Below are 13,469 nucleotides of genomic sequence, written 5' to 3' on the forward strand. Positions count from 1 at the left end.
CATGAAAAACACCATAATCTCAATCCTGTTGGCAGTAGCATCCTTTGGGTGCTACGCCCAGGAAACAATTACTCTTTCTGTTGAACAATGCAAGGAAATGGCATTGCAACAAAGTGAAGATATGAAGATTGCGGGTAATGCAACAGCACAAGCACAATACGATAAGGAAATTGCATTTGCAAATTACTTGCCAAATTTAGAAGGGTCGGCTATGGGCATTTACCTGGCACCGGATATCGATTTCGCAGGCTCATCTTTGGTTATCAAAAGTATGTATACCGCAGGACTTGCAATACAACAACCTATATATGCCGGAGGTAAAATCAGAACTGCAAACAAACTTGCAGAGATTGGTATTGAAAGCAATGCCGAACAGGAACGAATGACAAAAGCTGAGGTAATAGCTAACGCCCAAAACAATTACTGGAGTTATATTGCTGTGCAGAATAAAATCAAACTCATTCAGGCATATGAATCTCAACTTGATACATTGCAACTACAAATGCAAGTTTCACATGAGGCGGGCATGACTACGGAAAATGATTACCTGCAAGTAGTAGCCAAGCTTGGTGAGATAAAATATCAGATGTTGAAGGTAAAAAACGGAGCCAATCTTTTAAGGCTATCCTTGTGTTATGTTACCGGTCTGTCTCCCAATACTCAGATTATTCCAACTGATACAATTATAGAAACAGGCAGAGTTCAAAGTAAAGGGCTTGACTTATCAAAACGCCCTGAAATAAAGTTATTAGACATTGCTGTACAAGCTAGTGAGCATCAAATAACTATGGCTAAAGCGGACAACCTGCCACAGATGGGAATAGCTGCCGGTTACACATGGTATGGAAACTTAAAAACAGAAGGAGTGACAGAGTACGAAGGAGAGCAAATACCATATTCAAAAACCATAAATGGAGGTATGCTTAACGCTATCGCTTCATTATCAATACCTATATTTCACTGGGGCGAAGGGCAAAAACATGTGAAAAAAGCAAAACTGGATTTGGAAAATGCGCAATACGAAAAGGAGAAAAATTCTCGTTTAATGACTTTGGAAGCGAGCAATGCATTAAACAATCTTCATGAGAGCCTCGCAATGATTGATGCGGCTGAGTTTGCAATGAAACAAGCAAATGAAAATCTGCGTGTTATGAAAAGCAAGTATAGTGTAAAACTGGCTCCCTTATCAGAACTTCTTGCAGCGCAAGCTCAATGGCAAGAGTCAAATAGTAATCTTATTGAAGCAAAAACACAATACAAAATATACGAGATAGAGTACCTAAAGTCTGTAGGTAGATTAGATTGATGCTTGAATTCTAATATTTGTCTCTATTCTAAAAAAGGCATATCTAACGTGACAGAATCAATGATTTTACGACTGATCATTTTTTTCACCTATGTATTTTTTCGATTCACAATTTGAATCATAGAGGAAATATTAAGAATGAAAATTCGTGCAGTTAAGTCTGATTTTAGTTCGTAGCTGATTTTCTGAATTCGGAAAAGTTGGATTTATTCTCCAAGGAGTATAGAATACATGATCCTATATTCGATTTCCTTTATTTAGCTAATGAAATTAACTGAACCGGATGGTTAAACCAAACCGATAACAATTAACAATAAATAAAAAAACAAGATATTATGGAAAGAAAGATAAAACTAATGATGATTGCAATTTTTATGAGCTCATTCGTTTATGCAGAAAATGAACCAAATAATTTTTTCATTGGGAAGTGGGATATAATGGCTTACGGAACCATATCTGGAGATCAACAAATGATTATTGAATTAAAACGTGTTGACGGAAAACTAAAAGGTGCAATTATCGGTCCAACTGATGATATAAAGTCCTTTTATAAAATTGAAGAGAAATCAGATACGGTAAAGCTACATTTTAAACATTTACTTTTCAAAGTTAATCTACAGCTTCATAAAGTTGACGAAGATCATGTTGCTGGTAAGTTACAGAATCGTTATACTGCTAAAGGTGCCAGAATGAATATTAAGACAAAATATCCCTAAAGAATGTACATTCTATACAAGAAACCTTATTGAGAATCTTAATAGGAAAATCAGAAAGTACTCTAAACAAAATTTATTTTCCTTCAGAACAGGCTGTAATGAAATCCGTTTGTTTAAGTAATATAATAAACTACAAATTTCTAATTTCTTTCAAATATTCAGAAGGGCTTTTGTGATAGTACTTCTTAAAACTTTTGGAAAAATACGATGGCGCAGAAAATCCTACCTGGTAAGCTATTTGAGCCAGATTTGTATCCGTCACTTTCATTAAATGAGCAGCCTTTTTCAAGCGAAATAATGTAATAAATTCTACCGGGGAATAGTTCGTTAATGCCTTAACTTTGCGATATAACTGAATTCGTGACATGCCTAATTCGTTACTCAAAAAGTCAACACTTAATTCGGAATTTTCGATGTGTTTTTCGATTTGCCCTTCAAGTTTATCAATAAATGATTTTTCGGGTTTGATACTATCGGCTATTTTTTCATTATTGTCTTCAACGGAGCCAAATACTGCCTTTAATTTCTTTCTCCCTTCAATTAAGTTGCGAATACGAACGATAAGCATTTCAAAATTAACTGGTTTGGAAATGTAATCGTCTGCCCCACTCTCGAATCCTAATATTCTCTTCTCATCTTGAGCGTTTGCAGTCAGCAGAATAATCGGAATATGACTGGTTGACAATTCTTTTTTTAGATGACTACACATTTCAACGCCATCAATACCGGGCATCATTACATCGCTTATAATCAGGTCGGGAACATAGCGTATCGCTTTTCTAATCCCTTCTATTCCATCGCGGGCTTCGAGAACGGCATAATTCTCTTTCAACAGCGATTTCAGGTACGAACGAATTCCAGGATGATCATCAACCAGCAAAACAGTGGTTTTTCCCTCATCATATTCATCATCAAAAGTAAATGAATCTTCACTCCCGATTATTTGAGTAATAATGTCCAGTGCCTCATTTTCTGTTGCAGGTTTTATTGCTTCAGAAGATTTATTTAATTCTTTACTTACAATACTTTCCTCTTGATTTACTGGTATGGAAAAAGTGAAACAAATAAAACCACTGGGATTGGTAACTTTAATCTTTCCGCCATGCAAATCGATGTACCCTTTTACGAGCGCCAATCCTATTCCTGAACCACCGGCTTTAGAACCAACCTGGTAAAAACGGTCGAAAATGTCTTTGATTTTATTTCCGGGAATAGGTTTTCCCGAATTTATTACCTGCACTTTTACAAAAGCCTTTTCATCAATAATTTCCCGTTCAATAAGTACTTTTATTGTACCTTTCTCAGGTGTAAATTTGAATGCATTAGATAATAAGTTAGTATAAATCCGTTCCATCTTCTCTACATCAAAATCGATAATAAAATCGTCTTCTGACACAGCCTCCATCCTGAAATCTATTTGTTTATTTTTTGCCACCTCGGCAAAAAGTCCGTTCCAGTCTTCAAAGTGTTTTTTTAAATCAGCCGAAACAGGCAAAAAATCGTGTTTGCCTAGCTCATATTTTCTAAAATCGATTATGTGCTCAATAAGTTTTAAAAGAATGGAAATGTTTTTTTGCGCTACTTGAAGTAATTCTTTTTGCTCTCCTGTCAGGTTTTTAGTTTTCGATAAATTATCGATAGGGCCGGAGATTAATGTTAACGGAGTTCGAAACTCATGCGATATATTGGTGTAAAACCGCAGACGCTCCTGGGTAACTTTTTCGAGTTCGTCTGATAAACGCTTTAGTTCTATATTTTGTGCAGAAATTGCTTCTTTCTGCTCTTCAAGATTATGGTTCGATATCTTCAACCGTTTGAACGACCACAAATACATCGCAAGAAAAATAGCTACAAGAGTTAGCAACACAAGGCTTACAAATAACAAAATTTGCTGCTCCCGATACCTTCCATTAAGCCTCTCCAGCATGTTCTTCGATTTTGTTATGTCTTCCTGCAAAGCATTTATGTTCTGGAATTGCATCCTGGTAATATCTACATTTGAATGGTCGATAAGAGTGGTTGGCAATAAATTATTTTTCTTAAAATTCTTATTATGCAATATTTTTGCGGCTGTTTGTATAGCCTCTTTTCCGCCTGTAGGATAAATTAAAGTAGCGGAAATAATCCCCTGCTTTACAAGTTCTATCCCCCCTCCTTCATTAGGCAAGCCATCTACCCCGACAATAAGGATATCCCTGTCTGAAAAATTCTCCCGAACAACCGTTGAGGCTGCTTCTGCCATAAAATCGGTGTGCGAGAAAATTGCTTTTACTGAAGGATATTTTTTAAATATAATACTCAAACTATCGGTAACCAGTTCATTATTCCACTTTGCACGAATTTTATAAACGTTATCAATGTTTGGGAATTTATCAATTGCATTACTAAAGCCATTCATCCGTTCAAGTGCAGGTGACGAACTTAGAATTCCCAATAATTCCATTACCTGTCCCTCATTGTTCAGTTTATTAGCGATATAAACACCAGCTGTATTACCAATATCAAAGTTATTACCTCCGATGTAGGCTGTATATTTGGGCGAATTTATTTTTCTATCAATAAGAATTACAGGGATTCCTGAATCATAAACCTTTTCTACAACAGGAAGAAGTGCGTCAATTTCATTAGGAGCTATTATTATTAGGTCAATACCTTTTTTAACCAACTCATCAATTTGTTGAATTTGCAAAAGAGTACTGTCTTCAGCCTGCAGTTTGATGATCTCCATGTCATCATGAAACATGAGCTCCCGTTCCATTTCTGCTTCCATATTCTCTCGCCAGTCACCGGCAGAACATTGAGAAAAACCGATTAGGAATTTTTCTTCTGCCTGAATGCAGATAGGAGACAGACAAATTAATATTATTAATAAAAAATGACGCATTCCTTAAAAGATATAAACATTTAAAATTAATAAATTGAAACAAGAAAATGACAAAAAGGCCGGATGGAAACCACCAAGCCTTTTAATACTAAAACTAAACTACGGATCTGACATATATGGTAATCACCAAATTGACGACAAATTGCTGATGGTCCCACTTAATAATTCAACGTCGCCCTTTTCTGAGTATAAACTTATGGATGTAAATTTTTCTGAAGGGAACAACTGTTCTGTCATGCTAACTAAACCGCCAATGGCAAATAATTCAACTGAGGATTCATCTATGATGAGCTTTAAATCCAGCGATGGGGAACTCACGACATAAGGTGCATAATGAATACCTGCAAATTCCTGGTTCGGACTGTCCCATCCACAGTTACTCCGGTCAATAAAAAAGAGTTTATTCAAGTTATCGTAGCCAATTTTTAGCGATTCATTTTTTTCATTTGATAAAATAATCCCGAAACGCTCACCAAAATTCATTGCTGTATTGTTTTCAGTATTAAAGTTCAAGTTTATTTCCATCGGGAACTGTGGTTTCATATTAATCTCCTGCATTCCTGAAACTGTAGAACCGGAGATCTTTTTTGAACCTGATTTTAGTTTTTCAAATTCTTTTACCGGCGACGAAACAAGTAGATAGTCGTTATAGATTTCTGTCAATTCCAGGGTTCTCGGGAGGGTAAATGCCCCCCTCCAGCCCGATGTCGGAATCTCATTTGCATATTGCCAGTTATTCATCCATCCAAGCAAAATTCTTCTTCCATCTTCATCCGGGATATCCGACCATGTTACACCTGCATAATTATCCTTACCATAGTCCAACCATTTAGTCCTTTCTCCGTGTGGTTCAAATACATGCCCGTCAAATTCGCCTACAAAATATTGTGTAGCCGAACCTCCATTTGGCCCTCCCGGATTGATACTTACCAGTAATACCCACTTAATTTCGTCTGTTCCTTCCACTTGCAAAGGAAACAAATCAGGGCATTCCCAAACGCCGCCATGTGCTCCAATTCCTTCTCCGAATTCGCTTTCCAGGGTCCAGTCGATCAAATTGGGCGAAGAATAGAAATTAATATGGTCAAGCACAGCAAGGGTCATTATCCATTTTTCACTTTCCGGGTGCCAACTCACTTTTGGATCGCGAAAATCACGGATTCCTGGATTGGGTAAAACAGGGTTGTGTTCATATTTTATCCAGTTACGTCCTTTGTCGATACTGTATGCTAATCCCTGATACTGAAAGGTATCACAGCCGGTAACTTCCAATTGACGATTATGGTATGTATATATGGCAACTAATGGTGGATTCATTTGGGTTCCCAATCCAGAGGTGTTATTGACATCAACGACGGCACTTCCTGAAAAAATTGCTCCGTGTTTATCCGGAGCGATAGCGGGTGGCAATCTTTTCCAGTGTATCAGATCTGTACTCACTGCATGTCCCCAGTGCATTTTTGGGAAATCAGGTGTAACAGCGTGAGGTGTATGTTGATAGAACAGGTGATACTCACCATCGTAATAAACCATTCCATTTGGATCATTAGCCCACATTTTTTCCGGTGAAAAATGTACTTGAGGTCGGTATTGTTCATTGTATTTTTCTTGATGTTTATCTGCAGATGGCTTGCAGGCACTAAAAATAAAAACTATCAGCAAGAGCTTATAGAATGTCTTCATAATTATTAATTTACTTTTATAAATTGTTGTGTTGATATTTTGTTGTCATTCAAAACAGAGAGAATGTAGTGTCCTGTTTTTAAATCGCTTATATCGAGTACGGATGGAGAATATCCGGTAAATATTATTTTTTCTTTCAGGGTTTGCCCCAGCAGGTTTATAATTTTCGCAGTGGCGTCTTTATTGGTTCCTGAGTCATGTGTAATATATAATTTATCGTTGGCCGGGTTCGGATATATGAAAATTGAGCTTTTTTCTTCTCTTCGGTCAAATATCCCGGTGCCCAGCTCCTCTTCCCAAATTGAGTTGAGCTCCCAACCATTAAATGATTGAAGTGCTGATGACTCATTTATCGAGAATAATTCGATGCCTTTTTGAAAATAAGGATTAGGAAACATCAATGAAGTTAATACAACATCTCCATCATTCACAAAAACTTCAAGCGACAGTTGGTCAACAAAAACATGAAAACTGATTTTGTTTTCTTTTAACTGCATAGGAGCATTTATAACCCGCGGAAATTTGCTGTTAAAGCTTACATATCCGCTTTGTGTACGGTCGATAAAAACATTCGAGGTTTTAGCGTCGTAACCCAATACCATTTTATTGGCATCCGACACACAAAGATAAAAGCCGACTTTCTGATCGCTTCCCGGGTTTACTTCGTAAACTGCTTCAAACTCATAAGTGTTTTTCAGAGGTTTAAACTCTGTTAATACAGTTGTTCCTTCTACTGTTTTGTTCGTTAGTACTACTTCTTCCTTTCTTAACTTCTTCAATTCCTCAATTGGCTTTTGAATGATTTTATAACCTTGCGAAGTACTTACCAGCTCTATTTCGCGGGGAAGCGACTCTGCGGTACTTCCTCCCCAGGAGGTCGGAATGCTGTTGGCATAATCCCAATTATTCATCCAACCGAGCCAAATAGTGCGGTCGTCATTTGCATCGTAATTCCTATAAGTTCTGACTGCATAAAAATCGGGGCCGTAATCAATCCAGTAGGCATGTTCGTATCGATGGTCGGTAAGAATATCCGAGAACATAATGTGGTCGATATTAATATGTCCCCAACCACCTGAGAAATTGTCGATAATTTGTAATACAGCAGTTTGTCCGATGTATTCACTTACATCCCAGCCAAACCATTTTAGCTGTTCCGAATTGTCGCCGGTAGCCGTTCTTACAACTTCTCCGTTTACAAGCATGTTAAAACAGGTTAAATTATTGTGGTTTCCGCCAGATATTAAAAAGTTGATAAAATTCTTGGAAACCGTAAACTCCGGAGATGTTAGTTTCCCGGTTGCGGCATCGCCACCATTAAAGGAATTCACCAGGTAGTCACTCAAATAACCCGAAACATCCATTTGGCCGGACAGGGATCCATTTGCCGGGCCCGTGCCAAAAGCAGTTCCTTCTGTAGTCCATGTTCCGTAATCAGAAGCTTCAAAATCAGTAAATAGTTCACCGTTGATACCAGTGCCATTTTTCAAATAAGCCAGGGTTGTACCGTCAGGAGTGAAAGTATTTCCATCAAAATCGCCTACCCAGTATTGCCCCCGATTAGGACCCATCCCACAAATCATAACCCACTTCTTATTTTCAGGATTACCATCTAATGGGAGTTGAAAAAGGTCGGGGACTTCCCAGGCGCCTGTTCGTGCACCAAGTGGCCCGAAAGACGATTGTTTAGTCCAGTTTTTCAAATCAGGAGAGCTATAAATTTCAATACGATGTTCACCCGGACGTGTAATAGCCATAGCCCAACGGTTGAGTAGCGTATCCCAAAATACAGAGGGGTCCCTGAAATCGGTTGAAGTGGAAGGAATTACCGGGTTATCGTTGTAATAATTGAAGTATTTAAAATCGGGCGAAGTACTCGATGAGATTCCCTGCGTTTCAATATTTGTTGTTCTATTGTGCATGGTATAAATCGCCACGGCAACCGTGTCATCTCCGGTTCCAAACCCGGCAGTGTTTGCAGTATCTACAACTACCGAACCTGTGTAGTAATCGAAAGATGAACTACCACCCTGCATAGGCCAGGGGTACTCTGTCCAGTACACCAAATCCTCGGAAACGGCGTGTCCCCACCAAAAAAGATGGTACAGACTGTCGAATTTTATAGTTCCGTCCGGATCGCCAATCCAACCACTTTTAGGAGAAAAATGGAATTGCGGACGGTATTGCTCGCTGTAATCCTGAGCTTTTGTGTCAAAGCCCGTTCCTAGTAGGATTAATCCGAGTAAAGTAGCAAATACTAATTTCATCGTTTTTTGTGTTATCGGATCAATGACTTCTTGAGTGCATTTATCGTAAATGACTTGATAAATTTATTCTGCGTGTAGCCATCAAGTCTAAAAAACTTGTAATTATACCTTGGAAAAAACAAAGCAGTCATAACCTTTTCTCCCTGGTTGATAAACAATTCAACTGAATTCTGATCTATCAGCAATGTAAGTGGTAGTGTCTCCCCTGTAGCTTGGTAGTCGCAACTAATTTCGTGCATAAATAAATTATTGAAGGTAACATGTCCCGAATTACTACGGTCAATCGTGAATTCGCCACTTGTTTTGCTGTACCTGATCGTGAGATCTTCCAATTCATTTCCGAGAGAAATGGTAAACTGATCTGTCTCTGAAGGAATGATTTCCATTTCGACCTGATAGCTGCCCCCGGCGATAATTTCATGGTAATCCACATGAATTTGATTGGCCGGGGTTTCGGGTGCAATCGTCTTTTGCGGATCAACTAGTGTATTCAGCTCGTCCACCGGGGAGAAATGAAGAACGTAGCTATTGTCTTGCCTTTTCTTCAATTTGATTTCTCGCGGGACAGTCATTCCGCTGCGCCAGCCGGATTCAGGTACAACATTGGCATACGCCCAGTTGCTCATCCAACCAATAAACAGGCGTCGTCCGTCTATTTCGGGAATATTGCTCCAGGTGACACCTGCATAGTTATCGATACCATAATCGGCCCACAGGATTTCTTCATTTTCTGAAACAAAGGAACTCCCGTCGAACTCACCAATAAAATATTGGGTGGCGCTACCGCCGTTTGGTTCGCTGTTCTCGTTTCCTCCCAAACTAACCAGCATTACCCACTTTACGGTTCCTTGTTCATCCTTCAATGGAAATAAGTCAGGACATTCCCATACGCCCCCATGGTATCCCACATTTTTTCCAAACTCGCTTTCCAATTCCCAAGCTTTCAGGTTCGGCGATGAATAGATGCGAATGTGATCAAAAACGGCCAGCACCATGATCCATTTTTGGGAGGCTTCGTGCCAAATTACTTTTGGATCGCGAAAATCGGCAATGCCCGGATTGTCCAGTACCGGGTTGTTTTCATACTTGGTCCAAGTATCCCTTTATCGTTGCTGTAAGCGAGGCTTTGAACCTGCCTGCCGGTGATATTTTGATGATGGGTAAAAATGGCCACCAATGGCGTTTCGTTCCCGGTTTTAAATCCTGCCGTGTTGTTTAGATCGGCTACTGCGCTCCCTGAGAAGATATAACCCAACTCATCGGGATATAGCTTGATCCCCTGGTCTTCCCAATGAAACAAATCAGTACTGACGGTATGCGCCCAATGCATAGGCCCCCAGGTGGTTCCATACGGATAATACTGGTAAAAAAGGTGATATTTTCCGTCGTAATAGACCATCCCGTTAGGGTCGTTCATCCAGTTTGCCTGTGGTGTGTAATGATAGTAAGGCCTGAAATTGTGGTGATACATCACATCTGCACTGCTGTCCGTTTCTTCGTTATCGCCGCAGGCTCCCAACAGCAACATAAACATAAAAAATATAATTTTGGTCAATTTCATCTATTTCTGTTTTCCGTTTGTAAAAGTATACCTGTTCACTAAGGAAGAGGCAGGCTAAAAGCTGTTCCGCCAGACTGATTGTCCTACCAGACAACGGGTGCAACTTTTAGACCTCCCCAACTTTCGGTGATTATTTTTTTTGAGACAAATAGTTCAGTGAATTCTTTGTAATCAGGTTAATATTGGATTGATATGGATTAACTCCATCTGGGTTAAGTTCACCAGCAGCGTTTTGATTAAATTCAAAACCACCAATACCCTGATAAATTGCCTTCCCCTGATACTCATCGGTTGGAAGCAGTTCCATAACGCCAGCCATAAAATAGTCGCGGATTCCGCCCCAAACACCAAGCCATCGAACCTTGTTTGCTGAAGTAAAAGCTGCATAGGCGTTTTCGTCTCCATTTCCGTAACCATGATACCCGGCTGCTTCAACAATCACATAATTATGGTCCTCGCGGTAGCCCGGTCCAATGATCGGTACCCACTGATAGCCATCACCATCCTGATTAAAAGTTATCCCATTATAAATTGGATGAGAAGTCATATCGTGTGCTCCAATGGTTGCACCAATTGCCCAAGTATCGCCGTTTTCAAAACCGGCACCATCGCCAATAACCATATTGTAGGTATTAGTTAGTCGGCCCAATGTCCAAAAATATCCACACGCGTATCCATTAAATAAAAGATTTCCACCGTTTTGATAATATTCATTCATTTTATTTAAAACGGTTGCATCATGTGCAATTGCGGGTAAATCGCGTTCTGAATCATTATACCACCAAAGAACCCTGAAATCATTCAAATCAACTTCACCGTTCTTTATGGCATCGAAGCTGATATATTTACCATTATCATAATTAGCAAAGAACCATTCTGCAGCAGCTTGTTGATCGTCTTCCGTGATTCCGGAAACATTAGTTGCAGTTCCAAGGAAGCCAATAAAAAATTGTTCTGTAACAGAAATTGTGTAGACACTGTAAACATCCCCGTTCACGATGGTAAAATCGATTGGATTAGAAAAATCCATATTAGATGTGATTTCGGGAGTAATAACAGCTCCTTCAGGAAGCACAACCTCCGGGCTTATATTGCTAAGATCAATATTGCTCCCGCTTTCGATGGTTACCGTAATGGTTTTATTTTTTTCATTAATTTCTCCTTCAGTCCCCTCAACCGAGAAACTCTGTATTTTAACATCGGCATCCAGATTCAGCGTACTTGTGTATTCCTCTTCGCAAGAATAAAATAATCCGGCTGAAAAAGTTACCAGTATTATATATATCAAATATTTTTTCATTTCAATTTCATTTAAATGTTTACACTGTTACCAACCATGATTTTGCTTGTACAAACCTTTACTAAAATCAATTTGATTCTGAGGAATGGCAAAATACTCATGCTTCCCTTCTGTAAACTGCCCATCTTTCAGGTATTCCCTTTTGGTTTTTTCTTCAGCAAAATAGTTGTTGATATAATCTCCGGCTATTCCCCATCTTACCAAGTCAAAGAAACGAATTCCCTCCATGGCAAACTCAAGCCTTCTTTCCCAACGCAAAGCCTGACGCGCAAATTCCTGAGTCCAGTCACAATTGTCTCCAGGTTTGTAGATATCCATTCTGTAGTTTGAATTTGGCGTGCCATCGTTCATTTTCAACATGCCTGTGCTATTGTTTGCACGTTGCCGAATCTCATTGATAATTGGCAGTGCTTCATCCTGGCGTCCTAATTCAATTAATGCTTCAGCTTTCCATAATAATACATCGGCAAAACGGATAATGTCGGTGTTTTTCGAGCTTGCCATAAAAGGTGGCACTTTTTGAAAGCAAGCACAGTTAGGTGACTGATTTTCTTTAAGAGAAGAGAAATGTCCGTAAATTTGGGTTGCCCGGGCCCAATCTTTCTGATAGATAAAATTGGGATCGTATTTCCAGGGATGCCCAGGAATAGCAACGGTATGATCTAATCGCACATCAAAAGAATTGTTGTAGAAATCAGCGCCTTCAAGTACATCCGAGTCGTTAAAAGTATCGAACTGAGGCAATCCTTTTTCGTCGGTTTTAAATGAATTTACAAGGTTCTGTGTCGGAATATGAAACCAGCAACAGCCGTACTCAGGATTCATTGGATAGTTCAGCATGTTTCCCCAATCCAGACGCCCCTTTGGCGTACCGTCGTCAACCGATCGTTGAATAGAAAAAACAGATTCGGTACTACCATCGTCGTGGCTCCAAAGAAAGTTATAGCCAAAATCCGTAAACAACGAGTATTGAGCTGAAACTTCATCAACAAGGCTAACAACCTCCTGCAATTTTGATGAATTGATCCCCGTAACCGAGTTGTCATCACCCTGTTCGTAAGCCTGGTAAAGTTTTGTTTTTGCCAAATATGCTTTGGCTGCATAGGTATTTGGCCTCCCCTTGTCGCTTTGTGTTTCAGGAAGATTACTGGCCGCAAACGCAAATTCGGCAGCAATTTTATCCCACAGTTCCTGGTCAGTAAATTCACGATTCGATACTTCGCCATAAGCTTCGCCAACCACTGTTTCATCAATCCACGGAATGTATTTAAACATAGTTTTCAAAATGAAATAATGATGCGCCCTGAGAAAACGCATTTCTGCCTCACGTTCTGTTTTCTCCGGATATTCTTCAACAGAAAGCTGGTTGATAACTTTAAGTGCTTCGTTCGCACGTCCAACACCCACGTATAATCTGTACCATTTCTGGTCAACAAGAGGATTATCGGTAGTGTTGAAAGCAAAAAGTTCCATAAAATTGAATTCCCAGATATCGCCGGTACCTCCACCGCCTTTGTAAGAATCTCCACTGGTATTGTCGGCATAAGGCCAAAGCGAGTTTGGTGCGGTGTAATGGTCATTACCAAGCTCAGCATAAGTTGCTATAACCATCCCTTCCGCATTTTCGGGGGTTAAAAGCTGGTCGTTACTGATGATGCTCTTTGGAGTCATCTCCAGAAAGGAATCTGAACAGGAAATTAAAAATCCTGTTGCAATGATTGCTATTAGAATTATTGTTTTATTCTTCATAAT

9 protein-coding genes are annotated in these 13,469 nt (G+C 39.4%); 2 read left to right on the forward strand and 7 right to left on the reverse strand.

The genetic code is table 11. The features are described 5' to 3' along the window. Nucleotide 1 precedes the first annotated feature (1 nt). Both G0Q07_RS16135 and G0Q07_RS16140 read left to right on the forward strand, forming a co-directional pair. On the forward strand, nt 2-1,306 hold the full coding sequence (locus G0Q07_RS16135; RefSeq protein WP_163348128.1) for a TolC family protein: 1,305 nt from the start codon (nt 2-4) through the stop codon (nt 1,304-1,306). 335 nt (nt 1,307-1,641) lie between these two features. Beyond that, nucleotides 1,642-2,022: a hypothetical protein gene (locus G0Q07_RS16140; RefSeq protein WP_163348130.1), complete on the forward strand. Its 381-nt coding sequence runs from the start codon at nt 1,642-1,644 to the stop codon at nt 2,020-2,022. Between the two features lie 130 nt (nt 2,023-2,152). Here G0Q07_RS16140 and G0Q07_RS16145 read toward each other — a convergent pair whose 3' ends face one another. The 7 genes from G0Q07_RS16145 to G0Q07_RS16170 form a co-directional block, all read right to left on the reverse strand. Then, nucleotides 2,153-4,906 (reverse strand): substrate-binding domain-containing protein, encoded by a 2,754-nt coding sequence (locus tag G0Q07_RS16145; protein ID WP_163348132.1) that lies wholly within the window; start codon nt 4,904-4,906, stop codon nt 2,153-2,155. 123 nt (nt 4,907-5,029) lie between these two features. Beyond that, on the reverse strand, nt 5,030-6,589 hold the full coding sequence (locus G0Q07_RS16150) for a glycoside hydrolase family 32 protein (RefSeq protein WP_163348135.1): 1,560 nt from the start codon (nt 6,587-6,589) through the stop codon (nt 5,030-5,032). Between the two features lie 5 nt (nt 6,590-6,594). Next, nucleotides 6,595-8,856, reverse strand: coding sequence for a GH32 C-terminal domain-containing protein (locus G0Q07_RS16155; RefSeq protein ID WP_163348136.1), 2,262 nt, complete (start codon nt 8,854-8,856; stop codon nt 6,595-6,597). Nucleotides 8,857-8,867: 11 nt separating this feature from the next. Further along, nucleotides 8,868-9,923: a glycoside hydrolase family 32 protein gene (locus G0Q07_RS21100; protein ID WP_317165149.1), complete on the reverse strand. Its 1,056-nt coding sequence runs from the start codon at nt 9,921-9,923 to the stop codon at nt 8,868-8,870. Further along, nucleotides 9,881-10,417, reverse strand: coding sequence for a glycoside hydrolase family protein (locus G0Q07_RS21105; RefSeq protein ID WP_203532580.1), 537 nt, complete (start codon nt 10,415-10,417; stop codon nt 9,881-9,883). The genes G0Q07_RS21100 and G0Q07_RS21105 overlap by 43 nt, the downstream gene beginning before the upstream one ends. 130 nt (nt 10,418-10,547) lie before the next feature. Then, on the reverse strand, nt 10,548-11,717 hold the full coding sequence (locus tag G0Q07_RS16165; RefSeq protein ID WP_163348137.1) for a DUF4960 domain-containing protein: 1,170 nt from the start codon (nt 11,715-11,717) through the stop codon (nt 10,548-10,550). 27 nt (nt 11,718-11,744) lie between these two features. Continuing rightward, nucleotides 11,745-13,466 (reverse strand): RagB/SusD family nutrient uptake outer membrane protein, encoded by a 1,722-nt coding sequence (locus tag G0Q07_RS16170; protein ID WP_163348138.1) that lies wholly within the window; start codon nt 13,464-13,466, stop codon nt 11,745-11,747. Nucleotides 13,467-13,469 lie beyond the last annotated feature (3 nt).

The organism is Draconibacterium halophilum (genome assembly GCF_010448835.1).
Taxonomy (GTDB): Bacteria; Bacteroidota; Bacteroidia; order Bacteroidales; family Prolixibacteraceae; genus Draconibacterium; species Draconibacterium halophilum.